This window comes from Streptomyces sp. CA-142005 (assembly GCF_050942335.1).
Taxonomy (GTDB): Bacteria; Actinomycetota; Actinomycetes; order Streptomycetales; family Streptomycetaceae; genus Streptomyces.
On sequence record NZ_CP192078.1, the window covers coordinates 9476336 to 9497258 of the forward strand.

Sequence of the window (20923 nt, forward strand, 5' to 3'; positions counted from 1 at the left end):
CCTCTCGGCGGTGGTGGACTTCACCCGCGCGATCGGAACGCTTCTCGATGACCGGCTCCTGGTTTACCCTTCAACCACATGGGTGCCGTGAGGAGGTCGCACCATGACGGAACTAGGCCTTGCCGACACGGTCGGCATCCTGCGGCAGCCCGGCGTGCGGACACGACACAGCAGCTCAGGGCTTGGATGGGACCGGCTGTATCTCTCCGCGCAGCGGGAGCAACCCTACCGCGCGGCCTTCGATCCGGCCCCCACCCACCTGCTGATCCTGCACCTCAGTGGCCCCGTCACGGTACGGCGGGGGCAAGGGGCGGAAAGGCGGTCGCGGGCGATCCCGGCCGGTGGACTCTTCTTGCAGCCGGCCGGCCGGAGTCTCGCCGTCGAACTCGGCGGGCGACTGGACACGATCCACGCCTACCTCACGGACGACGCCCTGCGCGACGCGAACGGCGGGCGGCCCGTGGAACTGACCGAGGAGCTCGGGACCAGCGACCCACTCGCCGAACAGCTCATGCTCGCGCTGGAGAACACGGTCCGCTCCTGGGAGCCGTCGGCCCGCACGTACACCGATCAGCTGACCGGGATGCTCGCCGCGCAGCTCGTACGCCGCCACGGTGTCCGCGCGGACGCACCTCCCCCCGACCGGTCCGGGCTGTCCGACCGGCAGCTCGCCGCCGTCCGTGACCTCATGGACGAGCGCCTGGCCGAACCGCTGCCGATCGCCGACCTCGCCGCCTCCGCCTCGCTGAGCCCGAGCCAGTTCACCCGGAGGTTCCGCGTGAGCACCGGCCAGTCGCCCCACCAGTTCCTGCTCAGGCTGCGCCTGGAGGCCGCGTGCCGGCTGTTGCGCAGCACCTCCGTGCCGATTGCGGAGGTGGCCGCCGCCTGTGGTTTCTCCCATCAGGAGCACCTGACCCGGGTGATGCGGGCCCGGCTGGGCACCACCCCGGCGGCGCTGCGCCGGTCCGGCTGAGGGCGGGCCCCCTTCGCGGCCTCGCCTCAGCGCTCCAGTACCAGGGTCGGCGCCTGCCCACCCCGGCCACCAGTTCCTGCTCAGGCTGCGCCAGGCCGCGTGCCGGCTGTTGCGCAGCACCTCCGTGCCGATTGCGGAGGTGGCCGCCGCCTGTGGTTTCTCCCATCAGGAGCACCTGACCCGGGTGATGCGGGCCCGGCTGGGCACCACCCCGGCGGCGCTGCGCCGGTCCGGCTGAGGGCGGGCCCCCTTCGCGGCCTCGCCTCAGCGCTCCAGTACCAGGGCCAACGCCTGGCCCACCCCGATGCACAGTGCCGCCAGGCCCGTGCCGGTGCCCGCTGCGGCCAGCTGGTGCGCGACCGCTCCGGTGATACGGGCGCCCGACGCGCCCAGCGGGTGGCCGATGGCGATGGCGCCGCCGCGCGGGTTGACCACCTCGGGGTCGAGTTCCGGCAGCGCGGCCAGGCAGGCCAGCGCCTGGGCCGCGTAGGCCTCGTTCAGCTCGATCGTGTGCAGATCGCCGGGAGCGACCGCCGCCTTGGCGAGCACCTTGCGGATGGCGTCGACCGGTCCGAGCCCGAAGTAGTGCGGCTCGATGCCCGTCACCGCCGCCGCCCGGACCCGGGCCAGCGGCTCGCGCCCGATCGCCGCGAGCCCGTCCTCGTCGGCGAGCAGCAGCGCGGCCGCCCCGTCGTTGAGCGGCGAGGCGTTGCCCGCCGTGATCGTGCCGTCCGCGACGAAGGCCGGCCTGAGCCGGGCGAGCGCCTCCAGGGAGGTGTCGTCCCGGATGCCCTCGTCGCGGGGCAGGTCCACGCCCTCGACGGGGACGACCTCTCCCGCGTACTGGCCCTCGCGCCAGGCGCGGGCCGCGTTGCGGTGGCTGGCCAGGGCGAACGCGTCCTGTGCGTCCCGGGTGACGGCGTACTTGGCGCCGACGAGCTCCGCGCTCTCGCCGAGCGGGATCGTCCACTGCGCCGGCATCCGCGGGTTCACCATCCGCCAGCCGAGCGTAGTCGAGTACAGCTGCTGGTCCTTCGCCGGGAAGGCCCGCTCCGGCTTCGGCAGCACCCAGGGCGCGCGGCTCATGGACTCCACACCGCCCGCCACCGCGATCGACGCGTCGCCGAGCGCGATGGCGCGGGCCGCCTGGATGACGGCCTCCATTCCGGATCCGCACAGCCGGTTGACCGTGGCGCCGGGCACGCTGACCGGGAGCCCGGCGAGCAGGACGGCCATGCGGGCCACATCGCGGTTGTCCTCGCCCGCGCCGTTGGCGTTGCCGAGCAGCACGTCGTCGATCCGCGCGGGGTCCAGGCCGGGGCTGCGGCCGACCAGGGCGCGCAGCACACCGGCGGCCAGGTCGTCAGGGCGCACGCCCGCCAGGGCACCGCCGTAGCGGCCGAACGGGGTACGGACGGCGTCGACGACGTACACGTCACGCGGTCGCTCGATCATCGGTCGCTCCCAACAGGACTGACGAGGAAGGGCGTAAGAGTGGCGACCTGATCAGCCGTCACTCCCGGTGCCGTCTCGGCGAGTTCGAGCCCGTCGGGCGTGACGTCGAGGACGCACAGGTCGGTGATGATCCGGTCCACGCAGGCGCGGCCGGTCAGCGGCAGCGTGCACTCCTGGACGATCTTGGAGTTGCCGTCCTTCGTCAGGTGCTCCATGAGCACCACGACCCGGCCGGCGCCGTGCACGAGGTCCATCGCACCGCCCATCCCCTTGATCATCTTTCCGGGGACCGCCCAGTTGGCGAGGTCGCCGCGGACCGAGACCTGCAGCGCGCCCAGGATGGCGGTGTCGATGTGGCCGCCGCGGATCATGCCGAAGGAGAGCGAGGAGTCGAAGAAGGACGCCCCCGGCCGTACGGTCACCGTCTCCTTGCCCGCGTTGATGAGGTCGGCGTCGACCTCGTCGGGCGACGGGTACGGCCCGACGCCGAGCAGCCCGTTCTCCGAGTGCAGGACGACATCCACGCCCGGTGGCAGGAAGTCGGCCACACGCGTGGGCAGTCCGATGCCCAGGTTCACGTAGTCGCCGTCCCGTAGCTCGCTCGCGGCGCGCGCCGCCATCTCGTCCCTGCTCCAGCTCATCGCTCGCGCACCGTCCTCTTCTCGATTCCCTTGTCGGCCGCCTGCTCGGGGCTCAGCGCCACGACACGCTGCACGAACACCCCCGGCAGATGGATCTCGTCGGGGCCGAGCACGCCCGGCTCGACCAGCTCCTCCACCTCGGCGACGGTGATGCGCCCGGCCATGGCGGCGAGGGGGTTGAAGTTGCGGGCCGCGCGCCGGAAGACGAGGTTGCCGTGGCGGTCCCCGCGCGCCGCCCTGACCAGCGCGTAGTCCGTGGTGATGGCGTGTTCCAGGATGTGGTCCACGCCGTCGAAGGTCCGCGCCTCCTTGGGCGGCGAGGCCACGGCGACCGAACCGTCCGGTGCGTAGCGCCACGGCAGTCCGCCCTCGGCGACCTGGGTGCCGACGCCGGCCGGGGTGTAGAAGGCCGGGATGCCCGCGCCGCCCGCGCGCAGCCGCTCGGCGAGCGTGCCCTGCGGCGTGAGTTCGACCTCCAGCTCGCCCGCGAGGTACTGGCGGGCGAACTCCTTGTTCTCGCCGATGTACGAGCCCGTGACCCGGGCGATGCGGCCGGCGGCCAGCAGGACGCCGAGGCCGCGGCCGTCGACGCCGCAGTTGTTCGACACGACCGTCAGGCCGCTCGCCCCGCTCTCGTACAGGGCGCCGATGAGCACCTCGGGGACGCCGCTCAGCCCGAAGCCGCCGACGGCGAACGACCGTCCGTCCGTCACGTCCGCCAGGGCCTCGGCGGCCGTGGCCATCACCTTGTCCATGCCGTTCCGCTCCTACCGGGCCAGCACCCGGCGCAGCGCGCCGAGCAGTTCGTCCTGGGCCGACCGCGCGCTCTCGGGGGCGGTGGTGCGCCGCCAGGCGACGTAGCCGTCCGGGCGCACCAGCAGCACGCCGTCCTCGGCGATCTCGCCGACGCGGCCCCATTCGCCGTACGCATCACGGGAGTTGTCGTCCCCGATGCGCACCACCCGCAGCGGGATCCCGAGGTCCGCCCGGCACGCGGTCGCGGCCGCCTCCCAGACGCCGCCCGACAGGCCGGTCAGCACGGTGAAGGCGCCGCCGCCGACGACGTCCAGCGTGGACAGCCGCTCGCCCTGGCCGTCGACGAGCCACGCGTGCGGCAGTTTCGCGCCGGGACGGGTGGTCGGCCGGGCCGTCAACTCCCGGTCGCGCTCCCAGACTTCGGTGAGACCGTCGTCGGGAAGCACGGCTGCGGAGACATAGCGCTGGTTCATCTCGACGCCGTGCGCGTTGAACTCGTAGTTCTTCAGCTGGATCGCCTCTTCGAGCAGACGCCGCTTCTTGGCACCCTCGGGCGTGGGCGCGCCGATCGCCGCGAGCCCCTCGGCGATGGCCGCGTGGTCGCCGCCACCACCGATGCCCAGCACGTCGAAGATCGGGCCGAACTGGTCCCGGCTGAGGTTGGCCCGCTCGACGATCTGCCGTCCGACGGGAGCCCGTTCGGCGGAGTAGCTGTCGAGCAGCTCGGGTCCGGCCTCGCCGCGGACCACCATCGCGAGTTTCCAGGCGAGGTTGTACGAGTCCTGGATGGAGGTGTTGGAGCCGAGGCCGTTGGACGGCGGATGACGGTGCACCGCGTCGCCCGCGCAGAAGACCCTCCCGGAGGCGTACTCCGTGGCGTAGGCGTGGTTGACGGTCCACAGCGAGGTGGAGGTGATCTCCACCGGCAGGTCGGGGTCACCGACCAGGTCGCGCACGATCCGCCGGGCCGACTCCTCGTCCACCTCCGGCGGCGGCTGCTCGATGTCGTACCCCCACACCAGCAGCCACTCGTTCCACGGACGGACCATACGGACCAGGCCCATGCCGATCCCGCCGGTCTCCGCCCCGGGCTGCAGCACCCAGTACAGGACGCTCGGCCGGTGGGCGCAGTACCGGGTGAGGTCGGCCTTGAAGACGATGTTCATGCTGCCGGCCTTGGCCATACGGCCGTCGAAGGGGAGGCCGAGCTGCTCGGCGACCGTGCTCCGCCCGCCGTCCGCGCCGATCAGATAACGGGCCCGTACGGTGAACTCGTCGCCGCGGACTCGGTCGCGCAGCAGCGCGGTGACGCCGTCCTCGTCCTGGGTGAAGCCGAGGAACTCGGTGTCGAAGCGCACCTTGGCACCGCGGGCCGCCGCGTTGTTCACCAGGATCGGCTCCAGGTAGGTCTGCGGCAGGTCGATCATCTCGCAGGGGCTGGTCGAGGCGTACTCGGTGGCCGACGCGGGTCCCGTGCCCCAGCTGCGGATGCGGCCGATCTCCTGCCCGGTCAGCGCGGTGCACAGCACCGTGTCGCCCATGAGGTGGGACGGGCTGCCGGCGGCCGCCGCCTCGGACTCCACCCCGAGGTCGCGCAGGACCTCCATGGTGCGCTGGTTGGTGATGTGCGCCCGCGGCGTGTTGGCCAGCCAGCCGTACTTCGTCACCAGCAGGGTGCGGATGCCGTAGGTGGCCAGCAGCAGCGCGGCCGAGCCGCCGGCGGGGCCGCTGCCGACGACGAGGACGTCGGTGTCGTACGTGTCGTGCGTGTCGGTGATGGACATGGGCGGGCGCTCCTCGGTCATCCGGCCAGGGGGGCGAGACGGAAGGTGTATTCGAGCCGGCGCCACTCGCCGTCGACCGCGCGGCCGTCGGGGGTGGGGCCGGTCTGCGGCGTGAAGTCGACGACGAGCTCGTCCTTGACGCCGAAGACGGTGTCGCTGTCCAGGTAGGCGCCGCCCGACACGAACAGCTGCGTGACGAGCCGGCGGTGGCCGGGCGCGTCGAACATGAAGTGGAGGTGGGGCGCCCGGAAGGGGTGGCGTCCGGTCGCCTTGAGCATCTGCCCGACCGGCCCGTCCTGGGGGATCGGGTACTCCGAGGGCAGGATGGACCAGAACGTGATGCGTCCCTCGGCGTCGGTGCGCAGCCGGCCGCGCAGCACCGGCCCTTCCAGTTCCGGGAGTTGGACGTCGTAGAAGCCGTCCTCGTTGGACTGCCACACGTCCACGACCGCCTCCCCGACCGGCTCACCGCCGGTGTCCGTGACCCGGACGTCCACCCAGAGCGGGGTGCCGGGCAGCCCACCGGAGATGTCGCCGCCGTGCGGGGTCTCGGGCGGGCCCTCCACGTAGAAGGGGCCGAGCACCGCGGACGGAGTGGTGTGCGGTGTACGGGAGTTGGTGAGCAGATCCACGGCGCTGGAGACGCCGAGCGTGTCCGACAGCAGCACGAACTCCTGACGGGTCGGGCTGCAGCTTTCGCCGGTGCGGGTGAGGAAGTCGATGGCGTACTGCCACTCGGCATCGGTGACGTCGTTGACGGCGACGAAGGTGTGCAGATGCCGGACGAGGTCGCTCAGCAGGGTGCGGACGCGGGGATCGGGGGCCTGCGCGAAGCTGGACACGACCTGCTCGGTGAGGCGGGCCAGCTGCGTCTGCGGGGCGGGGGGAGCTTCGGGGCGGCGTCCGTGCCAGGCGCCGGCCAGCAGCTCCGCGATGCCTCCGGTGGTCAGCTCACGCGGGTTCGGGTACGGCGTGGAGGTGGCCAGTTCGGCCGCGCGGGGAAGGCCGGACTCCGGCATCCCGAGGTCACGCAGCGACGTGGGGCCGCCGAGAGAGGCGACCAGGTCGTACACGCCGGTGGGCGCGTCGGACACGCCCAGGGCGTCGGCGATACGGCGCATCACATCGGGGACCGCGGGCGCGTTGTAGGCCATGGCGTGCGGCAGGACGACGGTGTGCGTCTCGGCGTGCGGCAGATCGAAGCTGCCGCCGAGGGTGTGGCACAGCTTGTGGTGCAGGCCCATGCCCACGGTGGCGAGGCAGGTCCCGGCGAGCCAGGCCGCGTGCAGCAGATCGGCGCGGGCCTCCACGTCGGCCGGGTCCGCGGCGAGGCGGGGCAGCGCCCGGGCGATGCGGGAGATCGCGTCGAGGGCCTGCTGGTCGGTGACCGGGTTCGCGTCGGCGGAGTACAGCGCCTCGACGGCGTGGGCGAGCGCGTTGACGCCGCTTGTGACGGTCAGGGACAGCGGCAGGGTGAGGGTGAAGTCGACGTCGTAGACGACGGTCTCGGGCAGGATGTCCGGAGACGACCGGGTGACCTTGCGACCGTCCCGCGTCTCACCGAGGACGGGGGTGACCTCGGAGCCGGCGTACGTGGTCGGCAGGATCAGCTGCGGCAGTCCGGTGCGCAGGGCCAGCGCCTTGGACAGGCCCGTCGTGGAACCGCCTCCGACAGCGACGATGCCGTCCACGGAGGCCTCCCTGAGCACGTCGAGCGCCTGCTCGGTCACCTCGACCGGGGTGTGCATGGCCGCGCGGTCGAACTCCGCCGCCAGGAGGCCGCCGAGCGCCTGGCGGACCCGCGCGGAGGCCGCCGCGAGGGGTCCGCTGGACAGCAGCAGCACCCGGGAGCAGCCGAGCCGCTCGACCTCCTCGCCGAGCCGGCCGACCGTGCCGGCACCGAAGACCACCCGCGCCGGGTGGGATGTGTAGACGAACGTCCGCATGGAACTCTGCCTCCGCGTGTCATCCGGTCCCGTCGGTTCCTTGAGCCACCGAGTATGCGAATGACATCCGCGTTAACTCCTGCACGATCCGCGCGCTCCCCTGCACGAAACACGCGTGCGCGTCGGGAAACGGCCTCGGACCGCCGGGATCGGCACGGGCGGCCCAAGGCTGTCTGGCCCCCCGGAACCGGGCCGCGCGGCCTTCGCCGCCCGGGCAGACCGCGGCGGCGCGGTCCCGGGCCTGCGGGAGACGGTGCGGCAAAGAGGCCCGAACGGCCCTGGCCCTGCGCCCCGGCGAGGGGAAGATCGCGGCGGGCACGCCGATACGGCCACGAGCGGACATCGGCACGGAACGCGGAAACGAGCGGCAACCGATGGCGGACGGCGAGCAGGGCAGCCAGATCCGGGTCTTCCTGCTGGACGACCACGAGGTGGTGCGGCGCGGGGTGCGCGACCTGCTGGACGACGACCCGGACATCATCTCGGCCGTCCGCACCGTGCCCTCCGGCCAGTGCCTGCTACCTGGCCGAGAAGACGGTGCAGAACCACATCTCCCGCCTCCTGGCCAGGCTCGGCATGGAAAGCCGTAGCCGGGCCGCGGTCATCGCCACTCGGAGCCCGATACGCTGGCCGGATGAACGAGAACCTTCCTCCCTGTCCGAAATGCTCCTGTGAGTACACCTATGAGATGAACTCCCTTGTGGTCTGCCCGGAGTGCGGCCACGAATGGGTTCCCGCGGAGAGCGGGACAGAAGGCGGGGACGCCGCCGGGGAGCGGGTCGTCAGGGACTCCGTCGGCAATGTGCTGCAGGACGGCGACTCCGTGGTCGTCGTGAAGGCGCTCAAGGTGAAGGGGAGCCCCTCGGGGATCAAGGCCGGAACGAAGGTCCGCAACATCCGGCTGGTCGACGGGGTGGACGGGCACGACATCGACTGCAGGATCGAGGGCTTCGGGGCGATGCAGCTCAAGTCCGGCGTGGTCAAGAAGGCCTGAGCGCTCCCGCCCTGCCGGAGCAGGGCGGCATCGGGGCAGCTTGCTGCGGAATTGCAAAATTTCGCAATTGGTTAGATGCTGAGTTGGCTGTGCCCGCAGGTAGCCGCGGGCACAGCCGTTCGCGTCCGCCCCCGGGTGGGGGCCACGAGGGGAAGCCGAGGGGCCGTGTCCGTTCCGCTGTACCAGGCCAAGGCCGAGTTTTTCCGCATGCTCGGTCACCCCGTGCGCATCCGGGTGCTGGAGCTCCTGCAGGACGGGCCGAAGCCGGTGCGGGACCTGCTCGCCGAGATAGAGGTGGAGCCGTCCGCCCTGTCGCAGCAGCTGGCGGTACTGCGCCGCTCCGGCATCGTCACCTCCACCCGGGAGGGCTCCACGGTCGTCTACGAGCTGGCCGGCGGAGACGTCGCGGACCTGATGAAGGCCGCCCGCCGGATCCTGACGGAGATGCTGGCAGGGCGGAACGAACTGCTGGCCGAGCTCCGGGAAGCGCAGGGCACCGCGCGATGACCTCCGGGATCAACCGGGCCCGGGCCCGTATCCGCTCGCTGCTGCCCGCCGGCGCCGATCTCGACCAGATACGGCGCGACCCGCGCCGGGACCTGCTGGCCGGACTGACCGTGGCGATCGTGGCGCTGCCACTCGCGCTCGGATTCGGTGTCTCCTCCGGGCTGGGCGCGGAGGCGGGACTGGCGACCGCGGTGGTCGCCGGTGCGCTCGCCGCCGTCTTCGGCGGTTCGAACCTGCAGGTGTCGGGGCCGACCGGCGCGATGACGGTCGTACTCGTGCCGATCGTCGGCAGGTACGGCCCGACCGGCGTGCTCACCGTCGGCGTGATGGCCGGCGTGATGCTGGTCGCGCTCGCCGCGCTGCGCGCCGGCAAGTACATGCAGTACGTGCCTGCGCCCGTCGTCGAGGGCTTCACGCTCGGCATCGCCTGCGTGATCGGACTCCAGCAGATCCCGAACGCCCTGGGCGTGCCCAAGCCGGACGGCGACCGCGTCCTGGTCGTCACCTGGCGGGCGGTCGAGGAGTTCGCGAAGGCCCCCGACTGGACCGCCCTCGCCTTCACGGTCGGCGTGGCCGCGGTCATGCTGGCGGGCGTCCGGTGGCGGCCGACGGTCCCCTTCTCCATCGTCGCGGTGATCGCCGCGACGATCGTGGCCCAGGCGGCCGGGCTGGACGCGGCGCAACCGATCGGCGCGCTGCCCGCGGGGCTGCCCGTGCCGTCGCTGTCCTTCCTCGACGTGGGGTCCCTCGGCACCCTGCTGGCCCCGGCCGTCGCGGTCGCGGCCCTGGCCGCGCTGGAGTCGCTGCTGTCGGCATCGGTCGCCGACGGCATGACCGTGGGCCAGAAGCACGACCCGGACCGCGAGCTGTTCGGCCAGGGCCTGGCCAACATCGCCGCCCCGCTGTTCGGCGGCGTCCCGGCGACCGGCGCGATCGCCCGCACCGCCGTCAACGTCCGCACCGGCGCGAGCTCCCGGCTCGCCGCGCTCACCCACGCCGCCGTCCTCGCCGTGATCGTGTTCGCGGCCGCGCCCCTCGTGTCGAAGATCCCTCTCGCCGCCCTCGCCGGTGTCCTGCTGGCCACGGCCATCCGCATGGTGGAGGTCGGCTCACTGCGGGCGATGGCGAAGGCGACCCGCTCGGACGCGGTGATACTCGTGCTGACCGCCGTCGCGACGCTCGCCCTGGACCTCGTCTACGCCGTGATCATCGGCCTGGTCGTCGCGGGCGCCCTCGCCCTGCGTGCCGTGGCCAAACAGGCCCGCCTCGACCAGGTGCCGCTGGACCAGGGCGACCACAGTGCCGAGGAACACGCCCTGCTCGCCGAGCACATCGTCGCCTACCGCATCGACGGGCCGCTGTTCTTCGCCGCCGCCCACCGCTTCCTGCTGGAGCTCACCGAAGTGGCGGACGTCCGGGTGGTGATCCTGCGCATGTCCCGCGTGTCGACCATGGACGCGACCGGCGCGTTGGTCCTCAAGGACGCGGTCGAGAAGCTGAACCGGCGCGGCATCCTCGTCCTCGCCTCCGGCATTCGCCCCGGCCAGCGGCAGGTCCTCGACTCCGTCGGCGCACTGCAGCTGCTGCGCGACGAGGGCGGGGAGTACGCCACCACACCCGAGGCGATCCGTGCCGCCCGCGACCACCTGGAGAACGCCGGAGTCCTGCCCGCCATCCCCGCTCCCGGGACCGGTCGCACGCCCGGCCCCAAGTCCGGCCCCAAGTCCGAGGAAGCCGTCCGATGAGCACGTCTCCCGCCCCGCTGCGCATGCTCGAACTGTCCGGCGCCGAGGCGTTGTGGCTGCTGGAGGGCGGCAGCCTGGGACGCCTGGTGTACGTACTGCGGGAGCAGACCGTCGTCCGCCCGGCCCGGCACGTGTTCCAGTACGGCCGGCTGGTCGTACGGACCCCTGCCCCGAGCACGACGGTGCCCCCCACCGCGACGTACCACGTGGACGAGATCCAGGAAGCGACCGGTACGGGCTGGACCGTGACCGTCGCCGGCCCCACCGAGGTGATCGCGGATCGCGACGAGATCGCCCACTACCGGCGCACGCTGGCCGGCTGGGTCCACGGTCCGCACGACACGGTCCTGCGCATCCACCCCAAAACCGTCACCGGGTTCCGTCTGGACCGCGCGGAGGTCTGATGTCGACGCAGCTGGAAGTCCTGCCGTACCGGCACGTACTCACGGTGCCCAGCGAACCGTCCGCTGTCCGGCTGGCCCGTCAGACCGCGGAGCTGGCCCTGGTGGAGTGGGGAATCGGACTACGACACCCCGCGGTGGACCCGGCCCTGCTGATCCTCAGCGAACTCGTCACCAACGGCGTCCGGCACGCGGCCGCCCTCTCACCGCAGCTCACGGTGATCTACGCGGCGGGCAGGGACTGCCTGGCCTTCGCCGTCCACGACCGCCATCCCTACCAGCCGCGGCTGTACGGATCCGTGCCGAGCGGGCGTAGGGGCGGTCTCGCCACGGTCATGGAACTCGTCACCGGCCTGAGCGGCACCGCGGTCGTCCGCAGGGACGCCGACGGCGGAGGCAAGAGCATATGGATCACCCTGCCTCTCTGATCCCTGCGAGCGCCCGACCGGCCACCTACACAAGGAAGTTGACCACTCAATGACCATCGACTGGCGGTACACGGCCGAGGAGCACCGCGGCATCCTGTCCGTCGCCGGATGCCTGAGCCCGGATACCGTACGGCGCTTCAACGGCGCCATCGGCTGGGCCGTCGCCCGCGGTACCGGCCCGGTCATCGTCGACCTGACCCGGCTGCGCGGCTGGTCGGCCGAGGGCCAACTGGCCATCACCGATGCCGCCCGCCGCCTCGCGGAGGCGGGCCGGGGCCTGGAACTGGCCGCCATCCCCGCCGACGGATCCCTCGTCCCGGACGGGGACTGCCCGCCCATCCCGGTTCACGCGGACCTGGCCACGGCACTCGCCGCGCACGGAGCGGAGTCCGCTGAGCGGGTGGACGGGCGCCATGAGTGGCGTACGACGGGCTGGCCGCCGGGGGATCGACTGGGGGAGTGACCCGAGCCCCGGGATCACGTCATGTCTGCGCCGCCAGCGGTCGCTGGTGTGGTTCGGCGGCTCGGTTCCTCGGTGGGCGGGTTGGGTCCGGCCGGTTCCGCAGGCGAGGATGGGCCGCATGTGTGTGACGAGTGGGTGGATGCGATGCGCCGGGGCCCGGCCGGCGGGGCCGTACTGTGGTGTCGACAAGGAGACGGCTTGATGAGTACGCCGCTGTACCAACTGAAGGCCGAGTTCTTCAAGACGCTCGGTCACCCGGCCCGCATCCGAGTCCTGGAGTTGCTGAGCGAGCGCGAGCACGCGGTCGCCGAGATGCTGCCCGAGGTGGGCATCGAGCCCGCGCACCTGTCCCAGCAGTTGGCCGTCCTGCGGCGCGCGAACCTGGTCAAGACGCGGAAGGAGGGCTCGGCGGTGTACTACTCCCTGACCAGCCCCCACGTCGCCGAGCTTCTCCGGGTCGCCCGCACCATCCTCTCCGGTGTGCTGGCCGGTCAGGCAGAACTGCTCGCCGACCTGAAGGCCGCCCAGTCACAGGGTGAGCCGCGGTCGTAGCGACGGCCACCGCAATGGGCGGCACGGGTGGCCGCCGGCCGCGGCGGCCCGGCGGCTCCCGAAGAGGGCCATTGGGCCCCCTGCGTTGACCGATCCGGGGCTGTTCGGCCCTATCCGGCCCCGGTACGCCTCCGACGATCATGAGGCGGCGGCCGGGAAGGCCGGCTCCACCCCGCATATCCGCACCAGTGGACCCTTCCCGGTTCGCGGTTTTCCGTGACAGCAGGGGAGGACGTCGTCCGGTGGACGAGACGCAGGTACAGCAGGTGAAGTCGGCACGGCCGAGGGGCGCGGCGGCGGTCGCCGTGGCCGTCGGGACGGCCGGGCGGACGGAACAGGCGGCGAGCGGACGGCCGTCGTGGGCGGAGTGGCTGACGACCACCGACCACAAGAAGATCGGGACGATGTACCTGGTCACCGCGTTCGCCTTCTTCATCGTCGGCGGTGTGATGGCCCTGCTGATGCGCGCCGAGCTGGCCCGGCCGGGTCTGCAGATCATGTCGAACGAGCAGTTCAACCAGGCCTTCACCATGCACGGCTCGATCATGCTGCTGATGTTCGCGATGCCGCTGTTCACCGGCTTCGCCAACTGGATCATGCCGCTGCAGATCGGCGCGCCCGACGTGGCGTTCCCGCGGCTGAACATGCTGGCCTACTGGCTCTTCCTGTTCGGTTCGTCGATCGCGGCCTTCGGCTTCCTGACCCCGGGAGGCGCCGCCGACTTCGGCTGGTTCCTGTACGCCCCGCTGTCCGACGCCGTCCACTCGCCGGGCCTCGGCGCCGACCTGTGGATCATGGGTGTGGCGCTGTCCGGCTTCGGCTCGATCCTGGGCGCGGTCAACTTCATCACCACGATCGTCTGCATGCGGGCGCCGGGCATGACCATGTTCCGGATGCCGATCTTCACCTGGAACGTGCTGCTGACCGCGGTGCTGGTCCTGATCGTCTTCCCGGTCCTGGCGGCCGCCCTGTTCGCCTTGGAGATGGACCGCAAGTTCGGCGCCCACGTCTTCGACGCGGCCAACGGCGGGGCCCTGCTGTGGCAGCACCTCTTCTGGTTCTTCGGCCATCCCGAGGTGTACATCCTGGCGCTGCCGTTCTTCGGCATCGTCTCCGAGGTCATCCCGGTCTTCGCCCGCAAGCCGATGTTCGGCTACATGGGACTGATCGCGGCGACGATCGCCATCGCGGGCCTGTCGGTGACGGTGTGGGCGCACCACATGTACGTCACCGGCGGCGTCCTGCTGCCGTTCTTCTCCTTCATGACCTTCCTGATCGCGGTGCCGACAGGGGTGAAGTTCTTCAACTGGATCGGCACGATGTGGAAGGGCTCGCTGTCCTTCGAGACACCGATGCTGTGGACGACGGGTTTCCTGGTCACCTTCCTCTTCGGCGGACTGACCGGAGTGATCCTGGCCTCGCCGCCGATGGACTTCCACCTCTCCGACTCGTACTTCGTCGTCGCACACTTCCACTACACGGTGTTCGGTACGGTCGTGTACGCGATGTTCGCCGGATTCCACTTCTGGTGGCCCAAGTTCACCGGCAAGATGCTCGACGAACGCCTGGGCAAGATCACGTTCTGGACGCTCACGGTCGGGTTCCACACCACGTTCCTGGTCCAGCACTGGCTGGGCGCCGAGGGCATGCCCCGCCGCTACGCCGACTACCTGGCGGCCGACGGCTTCACCGCTCTCAACACCGTTTCGACGATCGGTTCGTTCCTGCTCGGCCTGTCGATCCTGCCGTTCTTCTACAACGTCTGGAAGACCGCGAAGTACGGCGAGCCGGTCGAGGCCGACGACCCCTGGGGCTACGGCCGTTCACTGGAGTGGGCGACCTCCTGCCCGCCGCCGCGCCACAACTTCGTCTCGCTGCCCCGTATCCGCAGCGAGTCCCCGGCCTTCGACCTGCACCATCCGGAGATCGCGGCGCTCGAGGCGGCGAAGTAGACATGACCCGAGCCGTCCTCGCCCTGGGGGCCGCCACGGTGACCGCGGCCGGGTGCGTCTGGTACCTGCCGGCGCTCGCGGACCTGCGCGCGGGGGCCGACCGGCCCCTCTCCCACCGCCGGGCCGCCGCGGCCTGCCTCAGCGGCTGGACCACGGCAGGGCTGGTCGCCGTACTCCTGCTCGTCTGCGAAGCGTGGTGGACACCCTCCGCCGCGGCCGTGGCCGGCGCCGCCGTCACGCTGGGGTTCCGGGCCGGGGCGGCCGTGCAGCGCCGCCGTGAGACGCGTGAGGCAGCGCACCACTGGGCGGAGTTGCGCGTGGAACGGCGACCAGTCGACACCGAACGCGCCCGGAAGGCGGTCGTCGTGCTCATCACCTCGGGTCTGGTCGTCGCCGTGGCGGCGGCTGCCGTCGGGGTGCTCGGGTAGCCAGGGCACCGTACGGACGTACGCGCGTTCGCCCGGCATCCCGTCACTGGGGCGGCTCCTGCGAGAGGGCGTCGCGGAGTTGGGCCCTGGCGCGGATGCCCAGCTTGGGGAAGATCTTGTGCAGGTGGTAGCCGACGGTGCGGGGTGAGAGGTACAGGCGGGCCGCGATGTCACGGTTGGTCAGCGGGCTCGTCGAGGAGGTCACCAGAGCCCATCCGGCCCGACGCGACGAACTCGCCCGTCACGCGGCGGAGAGCCTGGCCACCGTGGCCCTGGAGCAGGCCGGCAGGCGGCCCGCGCCGGCGCTGTGGGAGCGGATCACGGCATCCGTCCAGGCCCGGCTCCAAGACCCCGGACTCACCCCCCAGGACATCGCCGACCAGCACGCGATCTCCCTGCGCTACCTGCACCGTCTCTTCCAGACGCACGGCACCACCGTGAACGCCTGGGTGCGGACCCGACGCCTGGAGGCGGCACGCGAGGAACTCGCCCGGACCGGCGCGGCCCACAGGTCGATCGCGGCGGTGGCCGCCCGCTGGGGTTTCCCCAACCCCTCTCACTTCAGCCGGGCATTCCGCGAAAGGTACGGGATGTCACCGGTGCAGTGGCGCAGCGCGCACCTGGCGACCTGACGTCCAGTCCGCGCAGTTCCCGGCAGCAGCACAGAGCGAGGGCATGGACGCTGCCCGCCCCATGGGGGCGCTGAGCTTGGGGGGATCGGGGGCGCCGTCCCCAGAGAGCGGGCACAGCTGGGTCGTCGTGCCCGTCGGCGACCCCGCCCGTGCGCATCCGGCGGGTGGTGAGCCGGCCACTGATGGAGACCCGTCCGGCCGAGCCGGTACCCGAGGACGGCGTCACCGCGCTCGAACGGGTGCGCTTCGCCTGACCTCGGACGAGGGGTACCGCTGAACCGCTGCCGGCCCGGTCCGCGGACTGCCCCAGACGGACGATCTCGGCGGGCGGCCGGGCCGCTGCCCGTGGGACGACAGGCGCCCGCCGGGGCCGGGCCCCACCGGGGTCTCCAGCGGCAGCGCGAGAGGACCGACTACCTCCGGTGCGGCCCGCAGAGCGCCGTCTTACCGGGCATCGGGTGTGGTCCGGGCCTCCGGTCCGCGCTGGAAGTGGGCACACCTTGTGCGTGCCGCACGGCTCAGGCGCGTACCAGCGGAGTGTCGACCAGGTGTTCGGCCAGGAACCAGGCCTGGAGTTCGCCGGTGCGGATGATCTGCGACACCAGCAGGTCGTTGGTGCCGTCGTCGCCCAGTTCGGCGGTGCGGGTGGCCGCGTCATGGGCCTCCGTCAGGATGAGCTCGTGGGCTTCGAGCAGCCGCGAGAGCATGGCCGGGACCTCCTCCACACCGTCCGGCGGGCGTGGAATCGACGTGATCTCGGCGACGTGCCGGGGGTCGCCCACGGCGACACCGCCCAGCGTCTGGACACGCTCGGCGAGGGTGTCGACGAGTTCCAGCTGGTCCCCCGCGTGCTTGTCCAGGAGGAGGTGCAGCTGGTAGAAGGTCGCACCCCGCATGATCCAGTGGTGCTTCTTGTAGAGGCCGTAGAGGATCTGGGTGTCCGCCAGCACCTTGTTGAGGCGCTGGGAGGAGTACATGCGCGCCTCGTAGGACAGAGCGAGGGGGAACTGCTTGACGGTCCCGAACTCCTGGATGACCGAGCCCTTCTGATGCAGCCACGGCTGGCTGCTCGTGGGCTTGGAGCTGGTGGTCATGGGTGCCTCCCGCGATGTCGTGCCGAATCGTGCGCGGTCGACGCTAGGTGTCGAAGCGGGAGCCGCATTGCCTGCGAGCGCACGCGCAGGTGCCTCTCAGCGCACGGGTTCGTTTCATCGGCTGGAGCCGCAAGCAAATTGTCGAAACGTTGGGCGACTGCCAAAACCGTCCTGACAGCGCACAGGACCCGCCTGTCGCCCGCTCCGCCGCCGTCCCCTCGGTTAGTGTCCGGGAAGTGCAATTCCGCCGGAGCGGCTTTCCCTCGCAATGGCGTCGATTCCCGCAAAGACACGGACGGGGTGTTGTTGTGGAGCGATGGACAAGACGCGAGGACGAGCGGCTGCTTTACGGGAAGGGCCGGTACGTTGCCGACATCCATGTTCCGGGATGTCTGGACGCGGCATTCGTGAGAAGCAAAGTGGCCCACGGCGTACTGCGCGCAGTGGACTGTACGGCGGCCCGTGACGTCGCCGGGGTCGTGGGAGCCTGGTCGGCCGCGGATCTGCCGGACCTTCCGCCGGTGCCGTACACCCTGCTGGCCCGGCTTTCCACCGAGGACGCCGTCGCGGGCCGGGAGTGGCCCGCTCTCGTGAAGGACCGGGTGCGGTATCCGGGAGAGGCGCTGGCCGTCGTCCTCGGCGCGGACCGGTACCGGGCCGAGGACGGAGCCGCCGAGGTCACCGCCACGATCGATGCACTGCCCGCCGTGGTGACAACCGCCGCGGCGCTGGACGACACCGTTCGCCTGTTCGACGGACTGAGCAACATCGCCCTGCGGGGTGAGGCCGGAGCGCCCATCGACCCGTCCGTCTGGCAGGAGGCGGCCGCCGTGGTCGAGGCCACGTACCGCCAGCAACTGCTGCTGCCCAGCCCCATGGAATGCCGCACCATCCTCGCCGTACCCGAAGGGGACCGGCTGACCGTGTGGTCGGGGCACCAGATGCCGCACCGGTTGCGGCGCGAGCTCGCCGCGCTGCTCGGCTGGTCCACGGACCGGATCCGGGTGGTCGTACCCGACACGGGAGGCGCCTTCGGGTCCAAGAGCGCGGCCTTCCCGGAGTACGTGGTCGTCGCCTACCTGGCCGTCAAGCTCGGGCGGCCCGTACGCTGGATCGAAGATCGCCTGGAGTCGATGCTCGTCGCCACCCGGGGCAGGGGACAGGACCAGACCGTCCGGCTCGCCGCAGATGCCGAAGGACGCCTGGTGGCCTACGAGTTGACGATCGACGCCGACGTCGGCGCCTATCCGCACCTCGGCGCGGGACTGCCCATGCAGTCGGCATGGATGGCAACCGGCGCCTACACCACCCCACGCGTCCACGCGACCCTGCGCTCGGTGCTCACCAACACCATGGTGACCTACCCGTACCGAGGCGCCGGACGCCCCGAGGCGGCGACCGCCATCGAGCGGACGATGGACCTGCTCGCCCGCCGGCTCGGGATCGACCCGGTCGAGCTCCGGCGGCGCAACTTCATCCCGCCCGACGCCTTCCCCTACGAGACACCGACCGGACGCCGCTACGACAGCGGGAACTACGCCGCCGCCCTGGACCTGGCCCTGGAGACGCTCGGCTACGAGGAGTGGCGCACGGAACAGGACCGTCGCCGCGCGGATCCGGACGCGCTGCCGCTGGGCATCGGAGTCTCGTGCTATGTGGAGCGCTCGGGCGGCGAACCCGGTGGCCTGCACGAGTTCGGCAGCCTCGAGGTGCACGAGGACGGCAGCATCACCGCCCGCTGCGGGGCGGCCCCCAGCGGCCAGGGGCACGAGACGGTCTTCCCGGCTCAGGTCGCCGAAGTCCTGGGCATCCCGGACGCTCAGGTCCGGCTCATCGAGGGCGACACCGACGAACAGCCCGAAGGACTCGGCTCCTTCGCCAGCCGGTCGGCACAGGTCGCCGGCGCCATGCTCCGGCACGCCGCGACCCTCCTGATCGCGGAGGCCCGCACCCGGGCGGCTGACCTGTGGGGCCTGCCGGTCGACGAGATCGAGTGGGCGGACGGCAGTGTGCACGCCGCCCACGACGGTTCGGCGGCCACCAGCCTCGGCGATCTGGTGAAGGCGACCGGCCCGCTGCGGGTCGAGGACACGTACGAGGCCGGCATGGCGTTCCCCTTCGGCGCCCATGCCGTGGTCACCGAGGTCGATCCGGACCTGGGCACGGTGACCGTCCTGCGGCTCGTGGCCGTCGACGACTGCGGAGTGGTCCTCGATCCCACCGTGGTGCGCGGCCAGGCATTCGGATCGGCCGTGCAGGGCATCGGCCAGGCACTCTACGAGGGCATGACGTTCGGTGACGACGGGGTACCGCACCTGGCGAACGGCTTCCTGGACTACCTGCTTCCGACGTTCACCGAGATCCCGCCCATCGACGTCACGGAGACCCGCACACCCGGCCCCGGCACACCGCTCGGTGCCAAGGGAGCCGGCGAGTCGGGCTGCATCGGCACCCCGGCCGCCATCGTCAACGCCGTGGCCGACGCCCTGCGGATCGCCGATCCCGGCCTGCTGCAGATGCCGCTCACCCCGGACAGCGTCTGGCGGGCGGCACACGCCCCGCGGCCCGAGGAAGGCAGCCGGTGAAACCCGCACTCTTCGACTACGTGGCCCCCCGCACGGTCGCCGAGGCCCTCGCGGCACTCGGCGACACCAGGCGCAAGGCGCAGGTGCTCGCCGGAGGACAGAGCCTGATCCTGGAGATGCACCTGCAGCGCATCCGCCCCGGACTCGTCGTCGACATCAACCGCATTCCGGAGCTCGACCGCATGAGCGTCGAGGGCGGCGAGTTGCGCGTCGGCGCCCTGATCCGCCACGCGACCTTCGAAACGGCCGACGCCGTACCGGGCCCGCTCGGCACCCTGCTGTCCCGGGCCGTGGTCAACATCGCCCACCCGCCCATCCGGTCCCGTGGGACCCTGGCCGGCAGCTTCGGCTGGGCCCATCCCGCCTCGGAATGGTGCGCCATCGGCGTCGCCCTGGACGCCACGGTGGAGGTGACCGGCCCCGACGGCGTCCGTTCCCTGGCGGCCGGCGAGTACTTCCTCGGGCCGCACCGCACCGCTCGCCGGCCGCAGGAGCTCATCACCGCCGTACGCCTGCCCCTGCTCGGCGAGCGCACCGGGGTCGGCTTCGTCGAGCATCGCCGTACCCACTTCTGTTTCGCCCAGGTCGCCGTCGCGGCGGCCCTCACGGTGCACGACGGAGTGATCGGCGACGCACGGATCGGGCTGGTCAACTGCGCCGACCGCCCGGTACGGGCCCGCGCCGCCGAACGGACACTCATCGGAGCCGAGTTCGACGCCCTCCCCGCGGGCCGCCGGCTCCCCGACGACCATCCGTTCGCCCGCGCCGGCCGGGTCGCCGCCGTGCAGGACGCCGCGCCGGTCGCCGAACCGTACGCCGACGTCGCGTACAAGCGGCAGGCCATCGCCGTGCTGGTCGGCAGAACCCTGTGCGAGGCGGCGACGGACCTGCGCGCGCGTCTCGCCGCACGCGAGAGAGACGACCGATGAAGATCACACTCCATGTGAACGGCACCGCACACCCCCTCGACGTGGAACCGCGAGGCCTGCTCGCCGACGTCCTGCGCGACGACCTCGGCCTCACGGGTACGCACCTCGGCTGCGAGCACGGCATCTGCGGGGCCTGCACCGTCCTCATGGACGGCGAGCCGGTCCGCTCGTGCCTGGTGCTGGCCGTGCAGTGCGACGGCGGCTGGGTCCGCACGGTCGAGGACCTCGCCGGACCGGACGGCGAACCCCACCCGCTGCAACGGGCGTTCTCGGCCGAGCACGCTCTCCAGTGCGGGTTCTGCACCCCGGGCTTCCTCATGGTGGCCGCCGGAGCGCTCGAAGCCGACCCCGACCTGGCGGACAAGCCCGATGCCGTCGCGGGTGTCGTCGGCTCCAACATCTGCCGGTGCACCGGCTACGAACCCATCCGGCGCGCCGTCACCCGCGCGGCCCGGGAGCGGCGGGGAGACACACCGTGAGCGGTCACATCCCAGCCGGGCGCTTCCCGCTGCGCCACGTCATCGACCTGTGTACGACCCGAGGCACCCCGGGACCAGGGCCCACGACGGCCACGGGGACGGCGACCTCCGGGCAGGCCGGGACACTTCCGTGCGCTGTGGGGAAAGCAGACGTGCACTTGCGGGCAACTACCGCGCGC

Annotated in this window: 22 protein-coding genes and 2 pseudogenes; 17 read left to right on the plus strand and 7 right to left on the minus strand. The window is 71.8% G+C overall.

Annotation, left to right across the window (positions count from 1 at the left end):
- The first annotated feature begins 103 nt into the window (after positions 1-103).
- Together ACQPXS_RS43725 and ACQPXS_RS43730 are read left to right on the plus strand one after the other, a co-directional pair.
- On the plus strand, positions 104-973 hold the full coding sequence (locus ACQPXS_RS43725; protein WP_433455028.1) for a helix-turn-helix domain-containing protein: 870 nt from the start codon (positions 104-106) through the stop codon (positions 971-973).
- 85 nt (positions 974-1058) lie between these two features.
- Positions 1059-1211 (plus strand): helix-turn-helix domain-containing protein, encoded by a 153-nt coding sequence (locus ACQPXS_RS43730; RefSeq protein ID WP_433456219.1) that lies wholly within the window; start codon positions 1059-1061, stop codon positions 1209-1211.
- Between the two features lie 26 nt (positions 1212-1237).
- On the opposite strand, the gene ACQPXS_RS43735 is transcribed toward ACQPXS_RS43730, so the two are convergent.
- From ACQPXS_RS43735 to ACQPXS_RS43755, 5 genes are read right to left on the minus strand one after another with little or no spacing between them, the layout of a single operon-like run.
- Positions 1238-2428 carry a thiolase family protein gene (locus tag ACQPXS_RS43735; RefSeq protein WP_433455029.1) on the minus strand — a complete coding sequence of 397 codons (1191 nt, stop codon included), beginning with the start codon at positions 2426-2428 and terminating at the stop codon, positions 1238-1240.
- Positions 2425-3069 carry a CoA transferase subunit B gene (locus ACQPXS_RS43740; protein ID WP_390679691.1) on the minus strand — a complete coding sequence of 215 codons (645 nt, stop codon included), beginning with the start codon at positions 3067-3069 and terminating at the stop codon, positions 2425-2427. Before ACQPXS_RS43740 ends, ACQPXS_RS43735 begins: the two co-directional genes overlap by 4 nt.
- The gene (locus ACQPXS_RS43745) at positions 3066-3824 is read right to left on the minus strand and encodes a CoA transferase subunit A (protein ID WP_433455030.1); all 759 of its coding nucleotides are present in this window, start codon (positions 3822-3824) and stop codon (positions 3066-3068) included. The genes ACQPXS_RS43740 and ACQPXS_RS43745 overlap by 4 nt, the downstream gene beginning before the upstream one ends.
- 12 nt (positions 3825-3836) lie before the next feature.
- Positions 3837-5609, minus strand: coding sequence for an FAD-dependent oxidoreductase (locus ACQPXS_RS43750; RefSeq protein WP_433455031.1), 1773 nt, complete (start codon positions 5607-5609; stop codon positions 3837-3839).
- Positions 5610-5626: 17 nt separating this feature from the next.
- Positions 5627-7555, minus strand: coding sequence for a maleylacetate reductase and hydroxyquinol 1,2-dioxygenase domain-containing protein (locus ACQPXS_RS43755; RefSeq protein WP_433455032.1), 1929 nt, complete (start codon positions 7553-7555; stop codon positions 5627-5629).
- A 374-nt stretch (positions 7556-7929) separates the two neighbouring features.
- On the opposite strand from ACQPXS_RS43755, the gene ACQPXS_RS43760 reads away from it, so the two are divergent.
- From ACQPXS_RS43760 to ACQPXS_RS43810, 11 genes and pseudogenes are all read left to right on the plus strand, one after another.
- Positions 7930-8145, plus strand: coding sequence for a hypothetical protein (locus ACQPXS_RS43760; RefSeq protein ID WP_433456285.1), 216 nt, complete (start codon positions 7930-7932; stop codon positions 8143-8145).
- Positions 8075-8230: pseudogene (locus tag ACQPXS_RS43765) on the plus strand (LuxR C-terminal-related transcriptional regulator); the annotation flags it as partial. The gene ACQPXS_RS43760 and the pseudogene ACQPXS_RS43765, both read left to right, overlap by 71 nt.
- Positions 8190-8549: a zinc ribbon domain-containing protein YjdM gene (locus ACQPXS_RS43770; RefSeq protein ID WP_433455033.1), complete on the plus strand. Its 360-nt coding sequence runs from the start codon at positions 8190-8192 to the stop codon at positions 8547-8549. The pseudogene ACQPXS_RS43765 and the gene ACQPXS_RS43770, both read left to right, overlap by 41 nt.
- Before the next feature lie 165 nt (positions 8550-8714).
- Entirely contained in the window at positions 8715-9056 is a 342-nt protein-coding gene (locus ACQPXS_RS43775; protein WP_356312772.1) for an ArsR/SmtB family transcription factor, read from the plus strand.
- Complete coding sequence (locus ACQPXS_RS43780) at positions 9053-10801, plus strand: SulP family inorganic anion transporter (RefSeq protein WP_433455034.1); 1749 nt, start codon at positions 9053-9055, stop codon at positions 10799-10801. Before ACQPXS_RS43775 ends, ACQPXS_RS43780 begins: the two co-directional genes overlap by 4 nt.
- On the plus strand, positions 10798-11205 hold the full coding sequence (locus tag ACQPXS_RS43785) for a pyridoxamine 5'-phosphate oxidase family protein (RefSeq protein ID WP_433455035.1): 408 nt from the start codon (positions 10798-10800) through the stop codon (positions 11203-11205). The genes ACQPXS_RS43780 and ACQPXS_RS43785 overlap by 4 nt, the downstream gene beginning before the upstream one ends.
- On the plus strand, positions 11205-11630 hold the full coding sequence (locus tag ACQPXS_RS43790) for an ATP-binding protein (protein WP_433455036.1): 426 nt from the start codon (positions 11205-11207) through the stop codon (positions 11628-11630). Before ACQPXS_RS43785 ends, ACQPXS_RS43790 begins: the two co-directional genes overlap by 1 nt.
- A 49-nt stretch (positions 11631-11679) precedes the next feature.
- The gene (locus ACQPXS_RS43795) at positions 11680-12093 is read left to right on the plus strand and encodes an anti-sigma factor antagonist (RefSeq protein ID WP_433455037.1); all 414 of its coding nucleotides are present in this window, start codon (positions 11680-11682) and stop codon (positions 12091-12093) included.
- A 201-nt stretch (positions 12094-12294) separates the two neighbouring features.
- Positions 12295-12645 (plus strand): ArsR/SmtB family transcription factor, encoded by a 351-nt coding sequence (locus ACQPXS_RS43800; protein WP_356312758.1) that lies wholly within the window; start codon positions 12295-12297, stop codon positions 12643-12645.
- Between the two features lie 305 nt (positions 12646-12950).
- Positions 12951-14597 carry an aa3-type cytochrome oxidase subunit I gene (ctaD, locus tag ACQPXS_RS43805; RefSeq protein WP_433456221.1) on the plus strand — a complete coding sequence of 549 codons (1647 nt, stop codon included), beginning with the start codon at positions 12951-12953 and terminating at the stop codon, positions 14595-14597.
- Positions 14598-14599: 2 nt separating this feature from the next.
- Complete coding sequence (locus ACQPXS_RS43810; RefSeq protein WP_433455038.1) at positions 14600-15025, plus strand: hypothetical protein; 426 nt, start codon at positions 14600-14602, stop codon at positions 15023-15025.
- A gap of 43 nt (positions 15026-15068) precedes the next feature.
- Here the strand turns inward: ACQPXS_RS43810 and ACQPXS_RS43815 are convergent.
- Positions 15069-15209, minus strand: a pseudogene (locus ACQPXS_RS43815) (helix-turn-helix domain-containing protein); the annotation flags it as partial.
- An 82-nt stretch (positions 15210-15291) separates the two neighbouring features.
- Here ACQPXS_RS43815 and ACQPXS_RS43820 point away from each other — a divergent pair.
- Positions 15292-15657: a helix-turn-helix transcriptional regulator gene (locus tag ACQPXS_RS43820; RefSeq protein WP_433455039.1), complete on the plus strand. Its 366-nt coding sequence runs from the start codon at positions 15292-15294 to the stop codon at positions 15655-15657.
- A 518-nt stretch (positions 15658-16175) separates the two neighbouring features.
- Here ACQPXS_RS43820 and ACQPXS_RS43825 read toward each other — a convergent pair.
- Positions 16176-16751: a Dps family protein gene (locus tag ACQPXS_RS43825; RefSeq protein ID WP_433455040.1), complete on the minus strand. Its 576-nt coding sequence runs from the start codon at positions 16749-16751 to the stop codon at positions 16176-16178.
- 308 nt (positions 16752-17059) lie between these two features.
- Here ACQPXS_RS43825 and ACQPXS_RS43830 point away from each other — a divergent pair, with 308 nt between their 5' ends.
- The 3 genes from ACQPXS_RS43830 to ACQPXS_RS43840 are packed head-to-tail and all read left to right on the plus strand — an operon-like array spanning position 17060 to position 20744.
- The gene (locus ACQPXS_RS43830; RefSeq protein ID WP_433455041.1) at positions 17060-19336 is read left to right on the plus strand and encodes a xanthine dehydrogenase family protein molybdopterin-binding subunit; all 2277 of its coding nucleotides are present in this window, start codon (positions 17060-17062) and stop codon (positions 19334-19336) included.
- Positions 19333-20265 (plus strand): FAD binding domain-containing protein, encoded by a 933-nt coding sequence (locus ACQPXS_RS43835; RefSeq protein ID WP_433455042.1) that lies wholly within the window; start codon positions 19333-19335, stop codon positions 20263-20265. Before ACQPXS_RS43830 ends, ACQPXS_RS43835 begins: the two co-directional genes overlap by 4 nt.
- Positions 20262-20744: a (2Fe-2S)-binding protein gene (locus ACQPXS_RS43840; RefSeq protein WP_433455043.1), complete on the plus strand. Its 483-nt coding sequence runs from the start codon at positions 20262-20264 to the stop codon at positions 20742-20744. The genes ACQPXS_RS43835 and ACQPXS_RS43840 overlap by 4 nt, the downstream gene beginning before the upstream one ends.
- The last annotated feature ends 179 nt before the right edge of the window (positions 20745-20923 follow it).

What these genes read in the sequence shown, in the direction of transcription:
- ACQPXS_RS43725 (WP_433455028.1), top strand. Translation starts at nt 104, where the DNA reads ATGACGGAACTAGGCCTTGCCGACACGGTCGGCATCCTGCGGCAGCCC.
- ACQPXS_RS43735 (WP_433455029.1), bottom strand. Translation starts at nt 2,428, where the DNA reads ATGATCGAGCGACCGCGTGACGTGTACGTCGTCGACGCCGTCCGTACC.
- ACQPXS_RS43740 (WP_390679691.1), bottom strand. Translation starts at nt 3,069, where the DNA reads ATGAGCTGGAGCAGGGACGAGATGGCGGCGCGCGCCGCGAGCGAGCTA.
- ACQPXS_RS43745 (WP_433455030.1), bottom strand. Translation starts at nt 3,824, where the DNA reads ATGGACAAGGTGATGGCCACGGCCGCCGAGGCCCTGGCGGACGTGACG.
- ACQPXS_RS43750 (WP_433455031.1), bottom strand. Translation starts at nt 5,609, where the DNA reads ATGTCCATCACCGACACGCACGACACGTACGACACCGACGTCCTCGTC.
- ACQPXS_RS43755 (WP_433455032.1), bottom strand. Translation starts at nt 7,555, where the DNA reads ATGCGGACGTTCGTCTACACATCCCACCCGGCGCGGGTGGTCTTCGGT.
- ACQPXS_RS43760 (WP_433456285.1), top strand. Translation starts at nt 7,930, where the DNA reads ATGGCGGACGGCGAGCAGGGCAGCCAGATCCGGGTCTTCCTGCTGGAC.
- ACQPXS_RS43770 (WP_433455033.1), top strand. Translation starts at nt 8,190, where the DNA reads ATGAACGAGAACCTTCCTCCCTGTCCGAAATGCTCCTGTGAGTACACC.
- ACQPXS_RS43780 (WP_433455034.1), top strand. Translation starts at nt 9,053, where the DNA reads ATGACCTCCGGGATCAACCGGGCCCGGGCCCGTATCCGCTCGCTGCTG.
- ACQPXS_RS43785 (WP_433455035.1), top strand. Translation starts at nt 10,798, where the DNA reads ATGAGCACGTCTCCCGCCCCGCTGCGCATGCTCGAACTGTCCGGCGCC.
- ACQPXS_RS43790 (WP_433455036.1), top strand. Translation starts at nt 11,205, where the DNA reads ATGTCGACGCAGCTGGAAGTCCTGCCGTACCGGCACGTACTCACGGTG.
- ACQPXS_RS43795 (WP_433455037.1), top strand. Translation starts at nt 11,680, where the DNA reads ATGACCATCGACTGGCGGTACACGGCCGAGGAGCACCGCGGCATCCTG.
- ACQPXS_RS43800 (WP_356312758.1), top strand. Translation starts at nt 12,295, where the DNA reads ATGAGTACGCCGCTGTACCAACTGAAGGCCGAGTTCTTCAAGACGCTC.
- ACQPXS_RS43810 (WP_433455038.1), top strand. Translation starts at nt 14,600, where the DNA reads ATGACCCGAGCCGTCCTCGCCCTGGGGGCCGCCACGGTGACCGCGGCC.
- ACQPXS_RS43825 (WP_433455040.1), bottom strand. Translation starts at nt 16,751, where the DNA reads ATGACCACCAGCTCCAAGCCCACGAGCAGCCAGCCGTGGCTGCATCAG.
- ACQPXS_RS43840 (WP_433455043.1), top strand. Translation starts at nt 20,262, where the DNA reads ATGAAGATCACACTCCATGTGAACGGCACCGCACACCCCCTCGACGTG.